Below are 22,612 nucleotides of genomic sequence, written 5' to 3' on the forward strand. Positions count from 1 at the left end.
TCCCTCCTGACCGCGAGTTGGCAGGCATGGGCTGCGATGCCCAAGGTGATCATCGGTTCCTACGCCCTCGCACAGATGAGGTCGATGAAGGGGCTGACCTTTCCGAGAGTCCATCTGTACAACGCGAACGGCGTTCTGATTGACCGAAGCGTTTGGCCTCATGAATTCGAGGAAGTGAGGGATCACGCCGGTCAGGCCTTCTGTTGTGTCTCGGACAAGCCCAGTTCGCCCGGTGGCCTGGGGCCTCCGCCTGACTGCAAGCGGCTTGTGTATGGGGAAAATGTTCTTGAACACTTCACCGGATTGCGCGACCCGCGTGGTCAGGAGATCAGCTACCCAGGACTCCCGAAGCACAGGTACTTGGTGGTCGAGTACTACGCAGACTGGTGTGCGCCCTGCCAGCCAGCGCGGCAGGCGCTGCAGCGGTTCCTGACCACTCCCGCGGCGGGCGGCTACCTCGCGCTTGTCGTCGACTTCAGCAAGTTGCAGTCCTAGCCGTGCCGGGCCGAATGGCCCTCGGCGAGCGGCTTCGGTGGGCCCGACCGGCCTCCCCGGCTCCGCCTCAGGCCGTGAAGACTTCGCCGGGCCCCCGGTGGGGTTATCGCGCCCCAAGCCGCCAGCGGGGACAATAGGGCCTTCTGCTGCCGGACGAGGCCTTGTTGCCCGCCCGGCTTTCGGCTTTGCCGCCCCCATTTCCTGCTTGCTGTGCCTGGCCTCCACGCCGGGCCGGCTGCCGCCGCCGCCGTGTCCATCACCCTTGACGCCCCCACCTCCCGCGCGCCCGCCAAGCCCAAGGCGCTGACCGCCTACCGGCCGTTCTGGGCCAAGCGTTTCGGCACCGCCCCCTTCCTGCCCACAAGCCGCCAGGAGATGGAGCAGCTGGGCTGGGACAGCTGCGACATCATCGTCGTCAGCGGCGACGCCTATGTGGACCACCCCAGCTTCGGCATGGCGGTGATCGGCCGGGTGCTGGAGGCGCAGGGCTTTCGCGTGGGGATCATCGCCCAGCCGGACTGGCATTCGGCGGACGCCTTCCGGGCCCTGGGCCGGCCCAACCTGTTCTTCGGCGTGGCCGCCGGGAACATGGATTCGATGATCAACCACTACACGGCGGACCGGAAGATCCGCAGTGACGACGCCTACACGCCCGGCGGTGTGGCCGGCAAGCGGCCCGACCGCGCCACGCTGGTCTACACCCAGCGCTGCCGGGAGGCGTTCAAGGAGGTGCCGGTGGTGATCGGCGGCATCGAGGCCTCGCTGCGCCGCATCGCCCACTACGACTACTGGAGCGACAAGGTGCGCCGCTCCATCCTGGTGGACAGCAAGGCCGACCTGCTGGTGTACGGCAATGGCGAGCGGGCCATCGTCGAGATCGCCCACCGCCTGGCGCGACGCCAGCCCATCGAGAGCATCACCGACGTGCGCGGCACCGCCTTCCTGCGCAAGCCGGACGACCCCGCGCTGGCCGGCTGGTTCGAGGTGGACAGCACCGAGGTGGACGCCCCGGGCAAGATCGACGCCCTGCTCAACCCCTACCTGACGACCGAGGAGCAGGCCGCCGCCGAGGGCGTGGCCTGCGCCCAGGCCCAAGACGCGACGGCCGAGCCCGCACCGACCACGCCGGTGGCCCAGCCCATCCGCCTGGTGCGCCAGCCGCTGGCCAAAACCGACGGCCGGGCCGTGACCACGCCGCGCGAGCGCACGGTGATCCGCCTGCCCGCCTACGAGCAGGTCAAGAGCGACCCGGTGCTCTACGCCCACGCCAGCCGCGTGCTGCACCTGGAGACCAACCCCGGCAACGCCCGCGCACTGGTGCAGCGCCACGGCGAGGGCCCGGCCCTGCGCGACGTGTGGATCAACCCGCCGCCCATCCCGCTGACCATGGCCGAGATGGACCATGTGTTCGACCTGCCCTACGCGCGCGGGCCGCACCCGTCCTATGCCGACGAACACGGCAGCCACGACGGCGCGACCAAGATCCCGGCCTGGGAGATGATCCGCTTCAGCGTGAACATCATGCGCGGCTGCTTCGGCGGCTGCACCTTCTGCTCCATCACCGAGCACGAGGGCCGCATCATCCAGAGCCGCTCGGAAGATTCGATCATCCACGAGGTCGAGGAGATCCGGGACAAGGTCAAGGGCTTCACCGGCGTCATCTCCGACCTGGGCGGCCCCACGGCCAACATGTACCGCCTGGGCTGCAAGAGCCCGGAGATCGAGGCGGCCTGCCGCAAGCCCAGCTGCGTCTACCCCGGCATCTGCCCCAACCTGAACACCGACCACGGCCCGCTGGTGAAGATCTACCGGCGCGCGCGGGCGCTCAAGGGCATCAAGAAGATCCTGATCGGCTCGGGCCTGCGCTACGACCTGGCGGTCAAGTCGCCCGAGTACGTCAAGGAGCTGGTGCAGCACCATGTGGGCGGCTACCTGAAGATCGCCCCCGAGCACACCGAGGGCGGCCCGCTGTCGAAGATGATGAAGCCCGGCATCGGCACCTACGATGCCTTCAAGGCCATGTTCGACCAGTACAGCGCCGAGGCGGGCAAGCAGCAGTTCCTGATCCCCTACTTCATCGCCGCCCACCCGGGCACCAGCGACGAGGACATGATGAACCTGGCGCTCTGGTTGAAGCGCAACGGCTTTCGCGCCGACCAGGTGCAGACCTTCTACCCCAGCCCGATGGCCACCGCCACGGCCATGTACCACTCGGGCCTGAACCCGCTCAAGGGCATCAGCCGCGACGCGCGCAAGGGCGAGAAGGTGGACATCGTGCGCGGCGAGAAGCGCCGCCGCCTGCACAAGGCCTTTCTGCGCTACCACGACGCCAACAACTGGCCGCTGCTGCGCGAGGCCCTGAAAGCCATGGGCCGCGCCGACCTGATCGGCAACGGCAAGCACCACCTGATCCCGACCTGGCAGCCCAGCACTGACGGCAGCTACCAGAGCGCGCGGCGCAGCAACTCCACCCCGGCGCCAGCCAAGCCCGCCGCCAAGGGCGCGGCCCGGACACCGGTGAAGGGCCAGATCCTGACCCAGCACACCGGCCTGCCCCCGCGCGAGACGGGCAGCCGGCCCGCGCCGGCCGGCCGGGGCGCCGCGCCCAAGTTCAGCGGCCGCGGCAAGCCGGGGGGACGGGGCTCACGGGGCGGTGGCCAGTGAGCCGGTCAGGCTTCTGACAAGCCGGATGGGCGAGGGCGGGGCAACCTGACTCAGCGCGGGGTGCTCCCGCCGGCCGGTGGCTCGGCCACCGGGAGCGGCCGCCGCAGCCGCAGGCCATTGCCCACCACCAGCAGGCTGGCCCCCATGTCGGCGAACACGGCCATCCACATGCTGGCGTGGTCGAACACCGCCAGCGCCAGGAACACGACCTTGATGCCCAGCGCCAGCGCGATGTTCTGCCACAGCACCACGTGCGTGCGGCGTGACAAGCGCACCAGCAGCGCCAGCCGGCGCGGGTCGTCGTTCATGACGACCACATCGGCCGCCTCCATCGCCACATGGGTGCCGGCACCGCCCATGGCCACGCCGATGTCGGCGCCCGCCAGGGCCGGGGCATCGTTGATGCCGTCGCCCACCATGGCCACCGGGCCGTAGCGCTGCTGCAGCTCGCGGATGGCCGCCAGCTTGTCCTCGGGCAGCAGTTCGGCCCGCACCTCGCGCAGCCCGGCCTGAGCCGCCACCGCCTGGGCGGTGCGGGCGTTGTCCCCGGTCAGCATCACCGGCGTCAGCCCCAGGGATTCCAGCTCGCCCAGCGCCTCCCGCATGCCGGGCCGCAGGGTGTCCGCCACCGCGAACAGCGCGCGCACCTGCTGGTCCACCAGCAGCAAGGTGATGCTGCGCCCTTCGCGCTCATGCACGGCCATGCGGGCCTCCAGCGCCGCCGAGCACAGGCCCAGGTCCTCCACCCAGCGGTGGTTGGCCAGGCGCACGGTGACCAGGCCCTCGGCCCGGGCCTGCACACCCCGCCCCACCTCGGCCGCGAACTCGGTCAGGGCCACCGGGACGGCCGGCACCGGCAGACCGGCGGCGATCGCCTGCGACACCGGGTGGTCGGAACGCGACGCCACCGCCCAGGCCAGGGCCGCCACAGCCGGGTCGGCGGCGCCGTCCAGCCATTCCTGGGCCACCAGGCGCGGCCGCCCCTCGGTCAGCGTGCCGGTCTTGTCCAGGGCCACGGCCCGCAGCTGGCGCGCCTGCTCCAGGAAGAGCCCACCCTTGACCAGCACCCCTTGGCGGGCGGCCGAGGCCAGCGCGCTGACCACCGTCACCGGGGTCGAGATCACCAGCGCGCAGGGGCAGGCGATGACCAGCAGCACCAGCGCGCGGTAGACGCCATCAAGCACCGGCCAGCCGGCCAGCACCGGCCCCAGCACGGCCACCAACAGCGCCAGCACGAACACCAGCGGGGTGTAGACCGCGGCAAAGCGGTCGACAAAGCGCTGGGTGGGCGCACGCGCGCCCTGGGCCTGCTCCACCGCGTGGGTGATGCGGGCCAGCAGGCTGTCGTCAGCCGGCGCGGTGACCTGCAGCTCCAGCGCGGCCGTCAGGTTGATGCTGCCGGCATAGACCGGGTCGCCCGGCCCTTTGTCGACCGGCAGGCTCTCGCCGGTGATCGGGGCCTGGTTCAGGCTGCTGCGGCCCTCGGCGACCAGACCGTCCAGCGGCACGCGCTCACCCGGCCGCAGCCGCACCCGGGCCCCGACGGGCACCGTGGCGGTGCCCACGCGCCGCCAGCTGCCATCCGCTTGCTGCACCTCGGCCTCCTGCGGGGCCAGCGCCAGCAGCTCGCGCACCGCGTTGCGGGCGCGGTCCACGGCCCGGGCTTCGATCCATTCGGCAATGGCGTAGAGCGCCATCACCATCGCGGCCTCGGGCCAGTCGCCGATCACGAAGGCCCCGGTGACGGCCACGGTCATCAGCGCATTGATGTTCAGGCGCAGGCCACGCAGCGCGGCCAGGCCCTTGCGGTAGGTGCCCAACCCGGCCAGCGCGATGGCCAGCACCGCCAGCACCATGCCCGCCACCCGCCACGGCCCATCCGCCGGGGCCAGTACGGCCACCATCTCGGCCCCCACCGCGGCAACCAGCGCCGCCCCCAGCCGGGGCCAGGCCCGCACCGCCTCGTCCGTTTCGGCCGGCGCCTGGGCCAGGCGCTCGCCGGGCATGCCCAGGCCTCGCAACGCGGCTTCGACAGCCGGGAAGACGGTTTCTTCGCCCTGCACGCTCAGCTGGCGCCGCCCCAGGTCGAAGCGCAGCGCCTGGATGCCCGTCAGCGGCTCCAGCGCGCGGCGGATCTCCGCCTCCTCGGCCCCGCAGTCCATCGCGGGCACCCGCAGGTGCAGGACCGGGCCCTCGCCCGGCATCCACGGCGGCGGCAGCGCGCAGGCGGCCGAGCCACAGTCCGCCGCATCGTGCTCGTGCTCGTGCTCGTGCTCGTGCTCGTGCTCGTGCTCGTGATGGTCATGGGCGTGGGGCGCCGGCGCCGACGAGGCCCCACAAGCGCAATGGCCAGCACAGGGCGCCGCGGAGACGGGGGTGGAACGTGGTTCAGAACTCATGGACGGCATTGCAAACCCTGTAGCCAGTGTAGAGTCAAGCCATGAAGATCGGAGACCTTGCTGCCGCCACGGCCACCCCGGTGGAAACCATCCGCTATTACGAGCGCGAAGGGTTGCTGCCGGCGCCGCCGCGCAGTGCCGGCAACTACCGGGTGTATGGCGAGGCCCATGTGCAGCGGCTGGCCTTCATCCGCCGCTGCCGCTCGCTGGACATGGCGCAGGACGAGATCCGGGCCCTGCTGGCCTACCGCGACGCCCCGGCCGCGCACTGCGGCGAGGCCAATGCGGTGCTGGATGCCCACATCGGCCATGTGGAACAGCGCATCGCGGAGCTGCAGACCCTGGCCCGCCAGCTGCGTGAACTGCGTGGCCGCTGCCAGGCCATTCCCGGCAGCGAATGCGGCATCCTGGCCGAGCTGGGCCAGCCAGCCGGCCCGGCCAGCGCGGCCGACACCCCGCCCCATGTGGACGGGGTGCATGGCCGGGCCGCGCACCGCCACAGCGGGCACTGAGCGCCCGGTGCGCGGGCGCGCTCAGGCCACGCAGGTGCGGTTCTTGCCGGTGCGCTTGGCCTCGTAGAGCGCCTCGTCGGCACGCTCGAGCGCCTCTTCCAGCCGCTCGCCGGCGCGGTACTGCGTCACGCCGGCCGAGAAGGTGACGAACACCTCGCGGTTCTCGTGCATGAACAGGCTGGCGCTGAGCTGGCGTTGCAGGCGGGTCAGCACCTGCTGTGCCTCGTCCACCGCGGTGCCGGGCAGCAGCACGACGAACTCCTCGCCCCCGAAACGGGAGACGGCGTCGACCGGCCGCAGTGAACGGCGCACATGGTCGGCCAGGGCCTTGAGCGCCTCGTCGCCGGCACTGTGGCCCAGCGTGTCGTTCAGGCGCTTGAAATTGTCGATGTCCAGCAGGCCGATGGCCAGTTGGCTGCCCTCGCGGGCGATGCGGGCCTGCTCCACCTCGAACTGCTGCATCAGGCCGCGGCGGTTGGCGACCTGGGTCAGGGCGTCGGTGGCCACTTCGTCGGAGAGGCGGCGCAGCTCCGTCTCCAGCGCGCGGACCTGGGCCTCCAGGTCGCTGGCGCGGCGGTGCTCCTCCTGCAGCCGACCGCGGGTCGCGCTGACCAGGCCGTGCACGCTGCGGCTCTCGGCCACCATCTCGCGCACCACCTCGGTCAGGCTCTCCAGCGATTCGGCGTTCTGCACCGTCTCGGCATAGCGCAGCACGCCGTCGCTGAAGCGGCCGGTGTGCTGGTCCAGCTCGCCGAGCTCCGCCAGCATCTGCTGCAGCAGGTCCTTCAGGGCCTGGCGGGCCTGGTCGCGTTCCTGGCGCAGCGTCTGCTGCCGGCGTCGGGTCTCGGCCAGCATCGCGGTGGCGGCCTGCACGCCCCGCGCATTGGGCGTCTCGCCCAGTTGTTCTTTCAGGCCGGTCAGTTGGCCCTGCACCCAGCTGTCGTCCTCGGACAGCTCGGCCAGCCCGCCGGCCAGCTCCTGGCTGAGGCGGTGCACCTGGTCCAGCAGGTGGTGGCGGTGGGCCAGCAGCCGGCGGGCCCGGCCGCACACCTCGGCCACGGAGCCGGCCAGCTCGGCACTGACGCCGTCCTCGGCGAGCCGGTCGGCCAGCGCCCCCAGTTCATCGGCCAGGGCGCTGGCGCGTTCGACATCGGGCGGCAACGCGGCCCGCACGGTGGATTCCAGCGGCTGAACCACCGCCACCCAATGGTCGTGGTCCGCTTGGGACGGCATCCCGTCGGCGACGCTGGCCGGCGCCGCTGCCCCGGCGTCCGACGCCTCCGCAACCGGGGTGTCGTCCTCGGCCAGCGGCGAAGCGCCTTCCGTGTCCCAGGAGCCCACCAGCTGGCTCAGGCGGTGCAGCAGGCGCTGGGCGTCACTGCGGCTGGACTCCAGCACCCGCTGCAGGCTTTCCTTCTTGCGGGCCAGCGTCCACTGCCGGCCGCCGCGTTCCAGGCCACGGCTCAGGCGCTCGATCAGTTGGGCCCAAGCTTGGGCCTGGCCGGCACTGCCGTCCTCGCTGCGGTCCAACAGCCGCAAGGCCTGGTCCCACTGCCCTTGCAGCACCGCCTGCTGCAGTTCGCCCCGCTGGGCGGCGTCCTCGCCAGCACGCTGGGCCAGGCGCTCCAGCACCGGCCGGGCCCGGGTTGGCAGGCTGGACGCGACCGGCCCGCCCTCCTCGGCCCAGGCCTGGGCATAGTTCTCGGGCGTGGGTTCCAGCTGGGCCACGGCCAGGCGACGCAGCGCGGCCTTGGCGATCTGGGCCGGTGTCAATTCGGTGTTCAGGTTCATCTCGGGGCTGGAAGGCAGCGCCCCGTGCACAGGCTCAGTGGGGCGTTGCCGGATGGGAGGTCGGGGCCGAACCCAGGGCCAGCGGCTCCATGGCCACCATGGCACTGGGGGCCGCCACATGCTGGGCCACCCAGGCCGGCAGGTCGGCGCCGGGCATGGGACGGCTGATCAGGTACCCCTGCATCATGCGGCACTGCAGGCTGCGCAACAGGTTCATCTGCGTGGTGTTCTCCACACCCTCGGCCACCACGCGCAGGCTGAGCGCCTGGGCCAGCGAGATGATCAGGTGGATCACCTCGCTCGCCTTGGGCTCGCGCCCGAGCTTGCTGACAAAGGAACGGTCGATCTTCAGCTCGGAGATCGGCAGTTCGGTCAGATACTGAAGCGAGGAATACCCAGTGCCGAAGTCGTCCACCGAGATCTGCACCCCCACCTCGTTGAGGCGATGCAGCGTGGGCAGAATGCTCTGCAGGTCCTTCATCAGGCTGCTCTCGGTGATCTCGAGCAGCAGCATGCGGTGCGGAATGCCGTAGGGCTTGACGGCGGCATGGATCAGGTCGATCAGGTCCTGACGCAGGAACATGCGGCTGGGCATGTTGACCGCGATCGACTCGGAAAACCCGAAGCCCTGCTGCCATTCATGCGCCTGCCGGGCCGCCTCGCGCAGCGCCCATTCGGACAAGGGCACGATCAGGCCGGTCTCCTCTGCCATCGGAATGAACTCGTTGGGGGGCACCAGCACGTCGCCGCGCTTCCAGCGCATCAAGGCCTCCAGCCCCATCAGCTGGCCGCTCTGCGCATCCACCTTGGGCTGGTAATAGAGCACCAGCTCGTTGCGCTCGATGGCCTTGTGCAGCGCGGTTTCCAGCTCCAGCTTCTCGCGGTCGCGCACCGCCAGGTTGGGGGTGTAGACCACGGCCCCGTTGCGCCCGCGGTCCTTGGCGGCGTACATCGCCACGTCGGCGTTGCGCATCAGGTCGGTCACGGTCTGGCCGTCCCGCGGGTAGATGGCGATGCCCACGCTGGCGGTGGCGAAGAACTCCTGGTCGGCCACGTAGACCGGCTGGCGCAAGGCCTCCAGGATGCGCTGGGCGACCCGGCCGGCATCGCGCTCGTCGTCCACCTCCGGCAGCAGGGCGACGAACTCGTCGCCGCCCAGGCGGCCCACCGCCTCCAGCGCCCGGTGGAAACGGGAACCGACGGCCTCCACCGTGCCATCGAAGATCTGGTCGCTGTGGCGCACGCAGCTGCGCAGCCGCATCGAGACTTCCAGCAGCAGCTCGTCACCCGCGGCGTGGCCCAGGGTGTCATTGATGTTCTTGAACCGGTCCAGGTCGATCAGCAGCAAGGCCATGGAATGGCCCATGCGCCGCGCCTGCTCCAGCGCCCGCTCGGCCCGCCAGTTGAACTGACGCCGGTTGGGCAACTGGGTCAGCGGGTCCTTGTTGGCCAGCTTGCGGATGGAGTCCTCGGCCTGGTGGCGCTCGGTGACGTCCTGCACGATGCCGGTGTAGCCGATGCACTGGCCGTACTCGCCGAACTCGGGCTCGCCCTCGACGTGGATGATGCGGTTGCGCTTGACGCCGCGCGAGAGCGGCACGTCCATCGCAATGCCGAAGACCTGGCGCACGATCTGGCGCATGCCGCGGATCAGCGCGTGGCGCTCCTCCAGCGTCATCATGCGCAGCAGATCCCGGAAACTCAGCTTGTCGTCCGGCGCGCTGCCGAACACCCGCAAGGCCTCCTCGGACAGGTCCAGGCCGCTGGGCAAGCCCCGCTCGGGGTGGTGCCACCACTCGAAGCTGCCCATGCGGGCCAGATCCTGGGCCCGCGCCAGCTTGGCCCGGCTGCGGATCAGTTCCTGCTGGGTGCGGGCCGCGCGCAGCATGTGGCGCAGGCGACCGACCAGCAGGCTCCATTGGGTGGATTTGACGAAGAAATCGGTGGCCCCGGCGTCATAGGCCCGCTTGATCGAGGCCTCGTCGTCCAGGCCGGTCAACATCAGCACGGGCACGTTCTCCAGCCCGTACATGCCGCGCAGCTCCTCGCAGGTCTCGAAACCATCGAGCCCGGGCATGCGGGCGTCCAGCACGACCAGGTCCGGAATCCAGCCCCCCAGGATGCGCAGCGCCTCGTCACCGCTGCTGGCCTGGGTCACGTCGAAACCGTGCTGGGTCAGCGCCGTCGAGACGAGCATCAGGTTGACTTCGTCGTCGTCAACCAGCAGGACTTTCGGCCGCTCCTCGACCAGTTCTTGGAGTGGAGACGTGCCGCCGCCCTTCATGGCAGGCCACCACCGTCCAGCAGTTCGGCCACGGCTGCATGGACCCGGACGGCTTCCGCCCGGAACTGCTCGACCAGCGAGCCCATGTCATCCAGGCGGGCTTCACGCACCCCCTGCTCCATCCTGGCACACAGAGAGGAGAGCTGCAGCGCCCCCACGCTGGCCGAGGCGGACTTGAGCGCGTGGGCGGCGTGCGACAGGGCCTGCCACTCCCCGGCCCCGAAAGCCTGGTCGATGCCCTGCTGCTGCTGCGTCAGGGAGCGCTGATAGGTCTGCAGCACGCGCTTGAGGAAGCTGCCCCCGTGGGGATCGAGCGCCCGCAGCTGATCCAGGCTGGCGTTGTCCAGCACCGGTTCTGAGCGAGCGCCGTCGCCATTGGCGTCGGCTCCTGGATCCCTGTTGGCGTCAAACATCTTGGAATGCGTGTGTCTGCAACCGCGTCGGTCCGTTCAAGTGCATCGCATTGTGCCCCGAACAGCACAGGCCCCTGCGCCTCCCTGGAACAGGGTTGTGCACCGTAGCATCGGACTGCGTTTCTATCACGTCAAGCTGGAATTGGTGGACTTGGGACCGGTTCCTGTGCATTTCTGTCGCGGAAGAACCATGTCAGGCCCCCGCCCGGGGCGGTGAGTCGGGCGCTCCTTACAATCCCTGCATGCCTGTTTTGCCTCCCGCCCGCCGTTTGCACGGCCGCAGCCTCGCGGTCGCCGTCGCAGTGGCGGCCGTCCTGGCGGCCTCGCTGGCGGTGGCGTGGCACCTGGCCGGCGCCCCGACCGGCCCGCAGGAACTCGCCGGCCCCTGGTCCTGGCTGCCCATGCTGGTCTTCGGCGCCGCCTGCGGTCTGGCCGGTTTGCTGTGGGGGCGGCTGGAACGGCATGCCCAGCTGCGTCAGGCCACGCAATCCCAGCAGGCCCTGGCCGAACTGGCCGATGGCTGGATCTGGCGCACCGACGCCCGCCATCAGGTGGTGGCCTGGCGCCCACCCCCCGGCGCCCCCGCCTCGGCCTGGACCGAGCAGCTGCCCACCGGGCAGGCCTTGCACAGCCAGTTCGAGGTGGCCGACCCGCGGCCCAGCCCTGGCGCCCTGCTGGCCCGGCTGGACGCCCAGGCCATGATCGCGTCGCTGCGCGTGCAGCGCCGGGGCAGCCAGCCGCCCACCCACTGGCAGCTGCGCGCCTTGCCCCAGTACGACGTGCGGGGCACGTTTGCCGGCTATGTCGGCACGCTGGTGCCGGTCGACCAGGCGGAACAGCAACGCTTTGACGCCGCCCTGCTGCAGCGGCTGTGGGGCGAGCTGGAAATGCCGGCCTTCGTGCTGCGGCCGCACGAGGCCGCCGCACCGGGCAGCGGCTGGGATCTGGCCGCCCTGTCGCCGGACGCCGCGCGGCTGCTGGGCCCGCGCGGCCAGCAGCGCGACTGGCAGCAGGCGCAGCTGGCCCTGCCCGGCGACGTCCAAAGCGCACTGAAGAAGTTGCCCGAAGGCGAGAGCCGCGTGGCCGGCCCCTGGAAGGTCGATCTGCTGCCCGTCGCCTCGGACGGCGATACCCTGGGCCGGCTGTTGCTGCTGCGCTCGACCCAGGCCGCGGCGGCAGAGACCGCCACCAGCCAGGCCGACCAGGATTCCTTCGTCTACTCGGTCTCGCACGACCTGCGGGCCCCGCTGCGGGTGGTGGATGGCTTTGCCCGCATCCTGAAGGAGGACTACGGCCGTTTCCTGGACCGCATCGGCAACGACCACCTGGACCGCGTGCTGGCCGCCAGCGCCCGCATGAACAGCATGATCGACGCGCTGCTGGCCCTGTCGCGCCTGCAGTCGCAGCCGCTGGCGCGCAAACCGGTGGACCTGTCGCAGCTGGCCACCTACATCATGGAGGACCTGCGCAGCCAGGCGCCCGAGCGCCAGGCCACGATCACGATCGAACCCGGCCTGGTGGTCAATGGCGACCCGACGCTGCTGCGCATCGCGATGGAGAACCTGCTGGGCAACGCCTGGAAGTACAGCGGCCAGTGCGAGCAGACGGTGATCGAGTTCCGCAGCGAGGAGCAGGCCGAGCACGGCCGGGTGTTCGTGGTGGCCGACCGCGGCGCCGGCTTCGACATGCGCTTTGCCGACCGCCTGTTCGGCGTGTTCCAGCGCCTGCACAGCCCCAAGGACTTCCAGGGCACCGGCGTCGGCCTGGCCTCGGTGCGGCGCATCCTGCGCCGGCATGGCGGGGACATCTGGGCGGAATCGGAAGTGGGCAAGGGCGCCCGCTTCTACTTCACGCTGGGCTGAAGCCGCTCAGGGCTGCCCGGGACGGGCCAGCAACTCCACCGCATCCACCAGCGCCGCGGCTTGCGCAGCCAGGCTGCGACCGTCCGTCTGGGCCAGGCGGGTCAGGCGCTGCAACGCCTCGGCGCGCGGCAGCGAATAGCGGTGCATCAGCACCCCCACCGCCAGCGGCACCGGGTCGTTGAGCGGGTCGACCGGCCGGGCCAGCGCTGCCGCCGGGCTGGGGACGACCGGCGCCACCGGCGGCCGCACCACCGGGCTGGCCGCCTCACGGGCGCGCCGGCTGCGGACCGCGGCAACGGCCGCTTCCACGGTCGGTACGATCTGCGCGATGTCCAGCGGCTTGACCAGGTAGGCCACGGCCCCAAGCTCCTTGACCCGGGCCACGGTGGCCGCGTCCGCAAAGGCCGACAGGAACATGAAGGGGGTGCCCAGCGACTCGCGCAGGTAGTCGGCCACGTCGAAGCCGCTCTTGCCCTCCATCCGGATGTCCAGCAGGGCCAGATCCGGGCGGTGCTGGCGAGCCAGCAGGATGGCGTCGTCGCCGTTGTCGGCGTCGATCACGTCGAAACCAGCCTGCACCAGCCCATGCGTCACCGTGGCCAGTACCAACCGGTCGTCGTCGACGACCAGGATCTTGCCCTTGGATTCGGTGGAAGGATCGGGTACAGCCATGAGGGTGATTGTCTCCGAACTGCTCACAGCGGTGTGAGCAGGGCCACCGCTGGCGGGGCCAGACGCAGCCGGGCCACCACGTTCGGCCCCTCCTGCGCCAGCGAAATGACCGCGCCCTTGCGCGGCAGCAGGGCCCGCACCAGTCCCAGGCCGGAGATGCCGGCCGGCACCTGGGTCAGCTCGAAGCCCGGCGCCAGCGCGCCCGGATTGGCCACGCACAGCGCCACGGCCCCGGCCTCGCAGACCATGCGGCAGGCGATCACGCCACCCGCGCTGTGCTTGATCGCGTTGGTCAGCAGCTCGTTGACGGTCAGGGCCACCGGGATGGAATCCGCCTCGGTCAGCGCGAAACGCTGCGGGTCCGGCCCCTCCACCTCCATCGTGATCGGGCGGCCGAACATGCGTTGCACGGACTGGGCGATCGCCTCCATCACCGCCTTGACCCGCAGCGGCCCGGTCATGCCCACCTGCAGCCCGTGCACCTGGGCGATGGCGTGCACATGGCCGACGGCCTCGGCGATCGCGGCGCTGGCCTCCGGGTGGCGCTGGGCGTTCTGCTGCAGCAGGCCGGCCACGCCCTGCAGGTTGTTCTTGATGCGGTGGTGCACTTCCTTGACCAGCATCTCGCGCTGGGCGATGGCCGCGGCCAGGCGGGCGTCTTCGGCCGCCCGCTGCTCGGTCACGTCGCTGGCCACCAGCAGCAGCTGGGTGCCGCCCGCCTCGCCGGCCTCGGCCACCGAGACGATGCGCATGTCCCAGACCTCGGCCGGCTGACCCGTGTCCGGATCCTCCGCGCGGTGCAGCTCGCGCCGAACCGTCTCGTGCGAGCCCACCGCCAGGTGCAGATCGGCCGACAGCGAGGCGGCCTCGATGCCCGGCAGCCACAGGGCCGGCTGCCGGCCCAGGATGGCCTCGGCCGGCCGCCGCGCGAAGGCGCACAGGGTCTGGTTGACCTGCAGCACCTGTTGGTTGGCCGCATCGAACAGCGCAATGGCCAGCGGCGCCGTCTCGATGATGCGCTGCAGGCCCGCCCGCGCCTGGGCGATGCGGTTCTCGGCCTCACGCCGACGCTCGATGTCCAGCAGCGCGAAGGTGAGCTGGCCGGCCTCGCCCTCCAGCCCGTTCTCGCGGCCGGTGACCACCACGTTGCCGACCACCCAGAAGGTCCGGCCGTCCCGCGCCGTCAGACGGCATTCAAAGGTCTCGGCCTGGCCCTCTTCCAAGGTGGACAGCCAGTCGGTGCGGCGCAGCGGGTGGTCGGGTTCGGACGAGGCCACCACGCTGACGGGCAGGCCGATGAAATCGGCCAGCTCACCGCCGAACATGCGCCGCGCCGAGCGGTTCATCCATTCGATGCCCTGCTCGCCCACCGTGACGATGCCCACCAGCACCGAGTCAAGGATGGCCCGGGTGCGGTCGGCCTGGGTCAGCAGGGTTTCGCGCACGCGCCGGCGTTCGTCCACATTGACGAAGGAGGTGATGCTGCCAGCGGCCGGATCGGCCAGGTCCACCATGCGCTGGTGCACCTGCACCCACAGGCCGCTGCCATCGCGGCGCCGCAGCCGGCGCTCGCCATGGGTGCGGCCCTGCAGCGCCAGCTCGCGCCGCTCCTGGGCGGTGTACTGCAGATAGACCGAGTCGTCCTCGTAGAGCTCCGAGAGCGCCAAGCCGCGCAACTGCTCCACGGCATAGCCGGTGAGCTCGGCCATGGCCTGGTTGGCCCGTTCGATGCGGCCTTCGCGCTGGTAGACGATGCCCACGTCGGAGAGGTTGAACATCAGCTCGCGCTCGCGCTCCAGCTCCTCGAGCTCGGCCTGCTGGCGGCGCAGGCGCGACAGGTCGGTCACCACCGCCACCACCTCGTCGGTGCCGGCGGCGCCCGCCCGCCGCAGGGCCAGCGAGCGCCAGCGCTGGTCGTCCTCGCCGCCGGGCTGGAATTCGGTCTCGAAGGCCCCTTGCTGGGCCAGCACCTGCAGTGCCTGCGGCGCGGCGGTGCCATCCAGGCCGGCACGCAGCAGCACCTGTTCCAGCGACAGGCCGGTGCCCCCGCCCGCCGGCAGCCCCAGCAGGGCCTCAAAGCGGCCGTTGCAGCGCACCAGCGCCCCCCGCCGCAGGTAGGCGATGCCCGCCGGGCTCACCTCCAGGATGGTGCCCAGCTCGTGCAGCAGCTGATCGTTGTGGCGGCGTGCGCTTTCTTCCTCCGTCACGTCCAGCGTGACCACGGTGAGGGCCGAACGGCCGCCTGACAGCTCGGCCGGCTCCACCCGGGTCATCAGCCAGCGCAGGCCGGTGTCACGGTGCTGCACCGCATAGCGCACCTCCGTGCGCTGGCGTTGGCGCAGGGCCTGCTGCAGGCGCTCATAGTCGGGCAGCGAGCCAGGGGCGACCACATCCCGCCCGACGGACAGCAGGGCCTGCCCCTGCGAGGGCTTCGGCCCCTGCGGCACGGCCGCCGGTGATTCGACCGGCGGTGGCGGCGCGGCGGTGACCCAGCCGCGGGCCGCGTCATGGGTGGCCACGCCCAGGCCGGCGGTGCCCATCAGGGCGCTGATCTCGATGTGCGCCAGCTCGCGCGCATCCTCCAGCGCCAGATCCTCGAACTGCACCAGCCAGCGTCCGGCGCCACCGGTCACGCCGCGCGAGGTGACCCGCCAATGCCGCAGCAGCCCGCCCTCCCCGGCCACCCAGGCTTCGCGCCGGCGGGATTCACCGCGTGCTGGCATCTGCGCCGGCCAGCCCACCAGTTCGGCCAAGGCCGGCGGCAGCGCGGCCAGCGACTCCAGACGCCCGCCCATCGCCGCCCGCAAGGGTTCGTTGGACGCCTGCACCCGCCCCTGGGCATCGCACAGCAACAGCGGCAAGGGGCTGATGGCCAGGCAATCCGCCAGCATGGAAGGGACGGCCGGCCCGATCTCGGAGTGGGCCTCCCCCGGCATCCGCACGGTGGATGGCAGCTTGGTGTTGATCGACATGGCAACGCAGTTCGACGGTGGGTCGAGTGTAGCGGCCCGCCCCTGGCGCCTGCCGTTCCGAGGGCGATCAGTCGGTCTGCAGCTGCCGGGCGGCCGTCATCGACTTGAGCGCCGCGCGGTTGACCTCGCCCGGGGACAGCAGCATCGCCCCGGCGGCCTCGGCGATGTCCAGGGGCAGCTCGGATTCCACCGCACGGGCCACGGCCAGCGGCAGGCTGTACGGCCCCTCGTTCTGAGCCAGGGTCTGGGCCACGCCATCCCCCACCGGCAGGCTGCCCAGCAGGCGGTCGAAAGGCTGCCCCAGCATGCGGTCCAGCAGCGAGAACACGCCGCAGATGAAGGCCTCGCCCGCGGCGCTGCTGTCCCCCTGGGCACGCAGCAGCTCCTCCATCAACAGGCCACGGCGCACTGCCAGCTGCATCAGCGGCTTGAGGTTGGGGTCGTCCACGGCGTTGGTGACCAGCAGCGCCAGCCAGCGCTTCAGGCGCTGGTAGCCCAGGATCATGATCGCGTGCTGGAAGGAGTTGATCTCGACCGACAGACCGAAGGCGGGCGAGTTGATCAGCCGCATCAGCCGGAAGGCCAGCGTCGGATCGCCGCGCAGCGCGTCCTCCAGCCGGTTGACCGGCTCCTCGCGGTCCACCCGCTGGATCAGGTCCATGACGATCTGCACGCTCGGCGGCACGTCCTTGCGGGGCGCATCGGCCCCGGGGTGTTCGCCCAGCGGCCAGCCCTGCACCGCCAGCGCACCGCGGCGCAGGCTGTCGCCGGCCTGCGCCGGCGTGGTGGCGCCCGCCTGCACCCAGGGGGTGTGCCGGGCCGCACCGCTGGCCGGCGCATCGCCATGGCGGCGGTCGTCGGCCACATCCACGATGACATGGCGAAACCGCGCCAGCAGCTCCGGCGGCAGCGGGCTCAGCGGCCGGCCCTTGAGGGCCATCGCCTGCCCGGCCTGGGCCCGGGCCTCAAGGCGCTGCACCCAGACCGCGTCGGCGGCCAGGAAGGCCGGCACCTCGAGCACCAGATGATCCGGCCGCTCGGCGTCGAGCAGGCCGGCCAGCAAGGACTCGCTGGTGGGGCTCAGACACAGCGGGCCGTTCTCGGCTGGCCAGGCCTCGGCCAGCAGGGCCAGCACGTCGGCGGCCAGGGTGGCCGGCACCTCCGGCAGGGGGTGCAGGGTCAGACGGCCCATCAGGGGCTGGCCGCGCGCGCCGAACAGCGCGCCACAGCCCAGCCACAGGTGATCAAGCACCGAAGCGTTCATCGAGGGTTCCCTGGTTCATTTGATGTAGTCGAACATCGACATCTTCTGCAGCGAGGCATAGGTCTGCAGGGCAGCGCTGTAATTGGTCTGCTGGTTCTGGAAGTCCGAGATGGCCTTGACCATGTCCAGGTCCTCGGCCGCCGAGCGGGTGCCCTCGGCATAGTCCTTCAGGTCCGCCACGCGCCCGGTGACGCCGTCGATGCGGTTGAGGATCTCACCGGCCAGGCTGCGGGTGCCCTGCAACTGGCCGGCGGACGCATCCAGGTCGCGCAGGCCCGACTGCACCGTCTGCGTCACCTCGGCACCGCTCTTGGCAGGGTCCTTCAGGCCGGCGATGATCTTGTCGAGTGCATCAAAGGCCGACAGCTGGGGCTGGGAAGGGGTGACCTTGAAGGTGTCCCCATTGACCGGGGCGCCGCTGACGGTGGTGGCCATGCCGTCGAACTCGATCGCCTTGCCGGTCTCGTAGGGCGCGCCCGAGACGGCGAACGAGCCGTCCTTGCGCATCACGTCGTAGGTGGTGGTGGTGCCGGAGACATTGAACTGGATCGTGTAGTCCATGTCGGCATCGGCCGGCACCTGGGAGGGATCGGTCACCCGGCCGGCGTCGATCCAGGCGTTCGCGCTGTTGCTGCTGGTGACGAACACACCGTTGCCGCTGGGGGCCGACAACCAGGTCTTGTCACCGTCGAAGGTCAGCGGCAGGGCCTCGTCCGAGGCCACCTGCACCTCGCCGCCGATGCCCACGTAGGCCACGCCGCCCGGACGGTCCACGAAGGGAGGCTGGGTGGCGCCCTGGCCGGCGAACACATAGCCACCGGCGCCATCGCCCCGGTTGGCCACGCTCAGCAACTGCTTGCGGATTTCGGTGAGCTGGTTGGCCACGTCCTGGCGCTGGGCGGCACTGTAGCTGGCGTTGCCGGCCGCCACCGTCAGCTCGCGGGCCTGCTGGATCAGCTCGGTGGCATCGCCCAGCGCCGACTCGGTCAGCGTCATGGAGTTCTTGCTGGCATCCACCGCGCGCTGGGTGGCGTCGGCCCGCTGCATCATCGCGCGGGCGCGCTCGGCACGCGCCGCGGCGGCCGGGTCGTCGCTGGGGGCCAGCACCCGCTTCTTGCTCGTGAGGCGCTGCTGCGCCATGCTCAGCTCGTACTGGCGGTTCTGCAGGTTGTCCACCGAGGCGGCGTAGGCATTGGCGGTGGTGATGCGGGTCATCGCTCATTACTCCCTGTCGTGAAGTGCGCTCAACGGCCCAGCTGCAGCATGGTGTCGAAGATGGACTGGGCCACCTGCAGGACCTTGGCCGAAGCCTGGTAGGCCTGCTGGAACTGGATCAGCTTGGAAGCCTCCTCGTCCAGATTGACGCCCGAGGTGGAGGCCAGTGAAGACTCGGCATCCGACTGGCTGGCCTTGGAGATGGCAGCCGCGGACTTGGCGCTCTGCGTCCGCACGCCCACGTCGGCCATGGTGGCGGCATAGGCATCGGTCACGGTGGCACCGTCGGCCAAGGAGCCATCGCTGCGCTGATAGCGGCCGACAAAGGCCTCGTCGCGCAGCGCGGCCATGGCCAGCGCATTGCCGTTGTTGCTGGCCGGGAAGGTCGTCTTGGCCACCTGGATCGTGTCGCCGCTGGCCGGCACGCCGTTCAGGCTCAGCGCGAAGCCGTTCAGGCTGATCGGCTGGCCGGCCGTCCAGGTGCCGGTGCCGCTGCTGACCACGGTGTTGGTGCTGTCGGTCAGGGTCCAGGTGTAGTCGCCGGTGCCACTGGTGAAGCTGATGTTGGCGGTCTGCGTCGGGTCGATGGCGCTGCTGGTCACCTTGAGCAGATCGACCGAGGCCGTGCCGGTGTTGGCCGTGCCCAGGGTGGCGGTGACCGGCGAGGCCGCGGCGATGCCCGCCACGTCGTCCAGCGCGCGGGTCATGCCCCCGGCGGCGGCGGCCACCGGTTGCAGCCGGAAGCTGTCACCGGGCTGCAGGTCCGGCGAGCCGACGCTGAGCTTGAAGCCGTCCACGGTGTCACCGTCGTGGATGGTGCGGGCCAGGCCGTCGGACAGCCGGGTCAGCGTGTACTGGCCGGCCACGCCGCTGCCATCGGGCCGCAGGTCGTAATCGCTGGCCTGCAGCTGGCTGGCATCGGTGATGGACAAGGACACCGAGGCCAGGTAGTTCCCGCTGGCGTCCTTGGCATTGTTCTGATTGGCCTTGGCCACCGGCGCCCCGATCGTGAACAGGGGCGAGCCGGCGCTCGGCGGATCCCGCAGGTCCAGGCCCAGGGCCTGCACATCGTTCACCTTGGAGGCGAAAGCCATGGCCATCTGGCCGACCTGGTTGCGCGCGTCCACCAGATCCTCGTTCTGGAAGGCCATCAGGCCCGCCATCGAGCCGCCGCCCAGCTGGTCGGCGCGCAGGGCCATGGTCTGCCCGCCGGGCAGGCTCATCGACAGCGCGCTGCGGCTGGTGTCGTCAGGGTCCTGCGTGACCTGCAGCTGCGAGGCCTGGTTGCCCAGCACCAGGCTCTGGCCGCTGCCCACGAAGACGCTGATCGTGCCGTCCGAGGCCGACAGGGTGCTGACCTGGATGATGGCGCTCATCTGCTTGATGAGCTGGTCGCGCTGGTCCAGCAGGTCATTGGGCTTCTGGTCCACGCCGTTGTTGGCGGCGATCTGCTGGTTGATCTTGGCCACCTGGGCGGCATAGCCGTTCAGGGTGTCGGCGGTGGTCTTCAGGTCGGCGGTGACGCCCTGCTGCAGGATGTCCAGGCGGTCCGACGCGGTGCGGAACCGCGCGGCCACGTCCGCGGCGCGGGCCAGCAGCACCTGGCGCGCCGAACTGTCAGCCGGGCTGTTGGCCAGGTCGACGGCCGCGTTCATGAAATCCCCCATGGCATAGCCCAGGCCCTGCTCGCCGGCGGGGAACAGCTTCTCGAGCTCCTGCAGCTGGCTGCTGCGGGTGTCGTCCTTGGCCTGCAGGGCGGCAGCGGCCGTGGCCTGCATGCTCAGAAAGGCGTCATGGGCGCGGGTCACGTTGACGACGTTGACGCCCTTGCCGAAGAAGCCCGAGCCGGTGAACTGGCCCACGGCCGTCTCCAGCTCGGCCTGCTGGCGCGAATAGCCTTTGACGCTGGCATTCGCGATGTTGTGCCCCGTCACGTCCAGCGAGGCGGTGGCGGCAAACATGCCGCGCATCCCGATGCTCATCAAGGAAGACATGGTGGGCTCCGGTCCGGTTCAGGCCGTTCAGGCCTGCAGGCTGCGTTGCAGCCGCAGGGTGGTGTTGATGACGCGGCCCAGCTTGTCGGCATAGGCGGGGTCGGTGGCATAGCCGGCCTTTTGCAGGCCATGGGCGAAGGCGTGGGCGTTGTTGCCCGCCGCCACCACCTTCTGGTAGCGCGGGTTGTTGGCCATCAGCTTGGCGTAGTCGGCAAACGACTCGGCATAGCTGCCGTAGGCCCGGAACTTCTGCACCACCTTGCGCGCCACGCCGCCGATGTACTCGGTGGTGGAGACATCGGTGGTGGGACCGGTCCAGTTGGCGCCGGCCTTGATGCCGAACAGGTTGTGGGCCGAGCTGCCGTCCGCGTTCTTGATCTCCTTGCGCCCCCAGCCCGTCTCATGCGCGGCCTGGGCCAGCATGAACGAGGCCGGGATGCCGCTGGCCGCCTCGGCCGCCTGGGCGGCCTCCTGGTGCTGCTGCACGAAGTTGGCGGCGGCCTGCTGGGGCGGGCGCACCGGGGCGTTCGGCTGGGCCAGGTCGACCGGCGTGGTGTTGGCCGTGTCGGCCTTGGCCGCGACCGGCTGGGTGGCCGCCTGCATCTGCTTTTCCATCTGCCGGGCGATCACGTCGGCCAGGCCGCCAGGGCGGCCGGCCAGCTTGGTGGCCCACTGGCTGTCCAGCATCTCGGCGCCCAGCTTGGAGGCGTCGTTGTCCATGCCGTCCTCGTTCTTGGTCGCCTCGCGCATGGACTTCAGCAGCTGCTGCATGAACAGCGTCTCGAACTGCTTGGCGGCCTCCTTGGCCGCGACCTTCGGATCCTGGGCGGCACGCGCGCGCAGCGCCTCCAGCCCGCGGGAATCGCCCAGACCGGCGCTGGCGCCGACGAGCGAGGATGTGGTGGCTGCAACCATCAGATCACCTCCAGTTCCGCCTGCAGCGAGCCGGCGGCCTTCATGGCCTGCAGGATGGCCAGCAGGTCCTGCGGCGTCGCGCCCAGGGCGTTGAGCGCCTTGACCACGTCGGCCAGCTGGGCCCCGGCCGGCAGTTGGATCAACGAGCCGCCCTGCTGCTGCACCGAGATGTCGGTCTTCTGGGTCACGGTGGTCTGGCCGTTGGACAGCGGACCCGGCTGGCTGACCTGCGGCGTCTGGCTGATCGTCACCGTCAGGCTGCCGTGCGCCACGGCGCAGGGCGCCAGCTGCACCGCCTGGTTGAGCACGATGGAGCCGGTACGCGGGTTCAGCACGACCTTGGCCGCCGGCTTGGACAGCTCCAGCGGCAGGTCCTCGATGTCGGCCAGAAAGGACACCCGCAGGTCGGGTTCCCGCGGCGCTCGCACGCGGACCACGCGGCCGTCCATGGCCTGGGCCGTGCCCTGGCCCTTGGCGCGGTTGATGGCATTGGCCACCGCACGGGCGGTGGAGAAGTCCGCGGCGTTCAGGTCCAGCTGCAGCACATCGCCCATCTGCAGCGGCGTGGGCACGGCGCGCTCCACGGAGGCGCCCTGCGGCACACGGCCACCGCTCAGGTGGTTGATCTGCACCTTGGAGCCACCGGCCGACGCGCCGGCACCGCCAACGATCAGGTTGCCCTGGGCCACGGCATAGACCTCGCCGTCGGCGCCCTTGAGCGGCGTGGCGATCAGCGTGCCGCCGCGCAGGCTCTTGGCATTGCCCACCGAGGAAACGGTCACATCGATGGACTGGCCGGGCTGGGCGAAGGGCGGCAGCTCGGCGGTGACCATCACCGCCGCGACGTTCTTGAGCTGCATGTTGGTGCCCGCCGGCACCGTGATGCCGAGCTGCTGCAGCATCGAGGTCAGGCCCTGGGTCGTGAAGGGCACCTGGGTGGTCTGGTCGCCGGTGCCGTCCAGGCCCACGACCAGGCCGTAGCCGATCAGCTGGTTGCTGCGCACCCCCTGGATGGAGGCGACTTCCTTGATGCGCTGGGAGGCCTGGGCCGGCGCCATGGCCGACACCGCGGCCAGCACGACGGCCAGTGGGCCGAGGAGGCGGAGGATGCGGTGTGTGAGAGTGGTCATGGCGTCGAACAGAGAAATCCGGGAGGAGTC

15 protein-coding genes are annotated in these 22,612 nt (G+C 70.8%); 4 read left to right on the plus strand and 11 right to left on the minus strand.

The annotated features are described in order from the left end of the window. Positions 1–36: 36 nt before the first annotated feature. Positions 37–495 (plus strand): thioredoxin family protein, encoded by a 459-nt coding sequence (locus tag KGA65_RS15605; protein ID WP_225864026.1) that lies wholly within the window; start codon positions 37–39, stop codon positions 493–495. Positions 496–744: 249 nt separating this feature from the next. Beyond that, positions 745–3,159, plus strand: a complete 2,415-nt coding sequence (locus KGA65_RS15610) for a YgiQ family radical SAM protein (protein WP_225864027.1) — start codon at positions 745–747, stop codon at positions 3,157–3,159. Between the two features lie 50 nt (positions 3,160–3,209). On the opposite strand, the gene KGA65_RS15615 is transcribed toward KGA65_RS15610, so the two are convergent. After that, the gene (locus tag KGA65_RS15615; RefSeq protein ID WP_225864028.1) at positions 3,210–5,558 is read right to left on the minus strand and encodes a heavy metal translocating P-type ATPase; all 2,349 of its coding nucleotides are present in this window, start codon (positions 5,556–5,558) and stop codon (positions 3,210–3,212) included. A gap of 41 nt (positions 5,559–5,599) precedes the next feature. Between KGA65_RS15615 and cadR the strand changes: the two genes are divergently transcribed. Next, the gene (cadR, locus tag KGA65_RS15620; protein ID WP_225864029.1) at positions 5,600–6,070 is read left to right on the plus strand and encodes a Cd(II)/Pb(II)-responsive transcriptional regulator; all 471 of its coding nucleotides are present in this window, start codon (positions 5,600–5,602) and stop codon (positions 6,068–6,070) included. A gap of 21 nt (positions 6,071–6,091) precedes the next feature. Here cadR and KGA65_RS15625 read toward each other — a convergent pair whose 3' ends face one another. The 3 genes from KGA65_RS15625 to KGA65_RS15635 are packed head-to-tail and all read right to left on the minus strand — an operon-like array spanning position 6,092 to position 10,558. Then, positions 6,092–7,861: a GGDEF domain-containing protein gene (locus tag KGA65_RS15625; RefSeq protein WP_225864030.1), complete on the minus strand. Its 1,770-nt coding sequence runs from the start codon at positions 7,859–7,861 to the stop codon at positions 6,092–6,094. Between the two features lie 34 nt (positions 7,862–7,895). Continuing rightward, the gene (locus KGA65_RS15630) at positions 7,896–10,145 is read right to left on the minus strand and encodes a putative bifunctional diguanylate cyclase/phosphodiesterase (RefSeq protein WP_225864031.1); all 2,250 of its coding nucleotides are present in this window, start codon (positions 10,143–10,145) and stop codon (positions 7,896–7,898) included. Next, on the minus strand, positions 10,142–10,558 hold the full coding sequence (locus tag KGA65_RS15635) for an Hpt domain-containing protein (RefSeq protein ID WP_225864032.1): 417 nt from the start codon (positions 10,556–10,558) through the stop codon (positions 10,142–10,144). Before KGA65_RS15635 ends, KGA65_RS15630 begins: the two co-directional genes overlap by 4 nt. 242 nt (positions 10,559–10,800) lie before the next feature. Here KGA65_RS15635 and KGA65_RS15640 point away from each other — a divergent pair, with 242 nt between their 5' ends. Further along, positions 10,801–12,420 carry a sensor histidine kinase gene (locus KGA65_RS15640; protein ID WP_225864033.1) on the plus strand — a complete coding sequence of 540 codons (1,620 nt, stop codon included), beginning with the start codon at positions 10,801–10,803 and terminating at the stop codon, positions 12,418–12,420. 6 nt (positions 12,421–12,426) lie between these two features. Here the strand turns inward: KGA65_RS15640 and KGA65_RS15645 are convergent, their stop codons facing one another. The 7 genes from KGA65_RS15645 to KGA65_RS15675 all read right to left on the minus strand — a co-directional run bounded on the left by KGA65_RS15645 (position 12,427) and on the right by KGA65_RS15675 (position 22,582). Further along, on the minus strand, positions 12,427–13,092 hold the full coding sequence (locus KGA65_RS15645) for a response regulator (protein ID WP_225864034.1): 666 nt from the start codon (positions 13,090–13,092) through the stop codon (positions 12,427–12,429). 23 nt (positions 13,093–13,115) lie between these two features. After that, entirely contained in the window at positions 13,116–16,064 is a 2,949-nt protein-coding gene (locus KGA65_RS15650) for a PAS domain-containing sensor histidine kinase (RefSeq protein WP_225864035.1), read from the minus strand. A gap of 67 nt (positions 16,065–16,131) precedes the next feature. Next, entirely contained in the window at positions 16,132–17,328 is a 1,197-nt protein-coding gene (locus tag KGA65_RS15655) for an EAL and HDOD domain-containing protein (protein WP_225864036.1), read from the minus strand. Between the two features lie 15 nt (positions 17,329–17,343). Beyond that, on the minus strand, positions 17,344–18,543 hold the full coding sequence (flgL, locus tag KGA65_RS15660) for a flagellar hook-associated protein FlgL (protein WP_225864037.1): 1,200 nt from the start codon (positions 18,541–18,543) through the stop codon (positions 17,344–17,346). Between the two features lie 29 nt (positions 18,544–18,572). Next, a complete protein-coding gene (gene flgK, locus KGA65_RS15665) occupies positions 18,573–20,537 on the minus strand; it encodes a flagellar hook-associated protein FlgK (protein ID WP_225864038.1) in 1,965 nt (654 codons plus the stop codon). A 27-nt stretch (positions 20,538–20,564) separates the two neighbouring features. After that, on the minus strand, positions 20,565–21,452 hold the full coding sequence (gene flgJ / locus KGA65_RS15670) for a flagellar assembly peptidoglycan hydrolase FlgJ (protein ID WP_225864039.1): 888 nt from the start codon (positions 21,450–21,452) through the stop codon (positions 20,565–20,567). Then, the gene (locus KGA65_RS15675) at positions 21,452–22,582 is read right to left on the minus strand and encodes a flagellar basal body P-ring protein FlgI (protein WP_225864040.1); all 1,131 of its coding nucleotides are present in this window, start codon (positions 22,580–22,582) and stop codon (positions 21,452–21,454) included. Before KGA65_RS15675 ends, flgJ begins: the two co-directional genes overlap by 1 nt. Positions 22,583–22,612 lie beyond the last annotated feature (30 nt).

Source organism: Ideonella benzenivorans (assembly GCF_020387415.1).
Lineage (GTDB): Bacteria > Pseudomonadota > Gammaproteobacteria > Burkholderiales > Burkholderiaceae_C > Ideonella > Ideonella benzenivorans.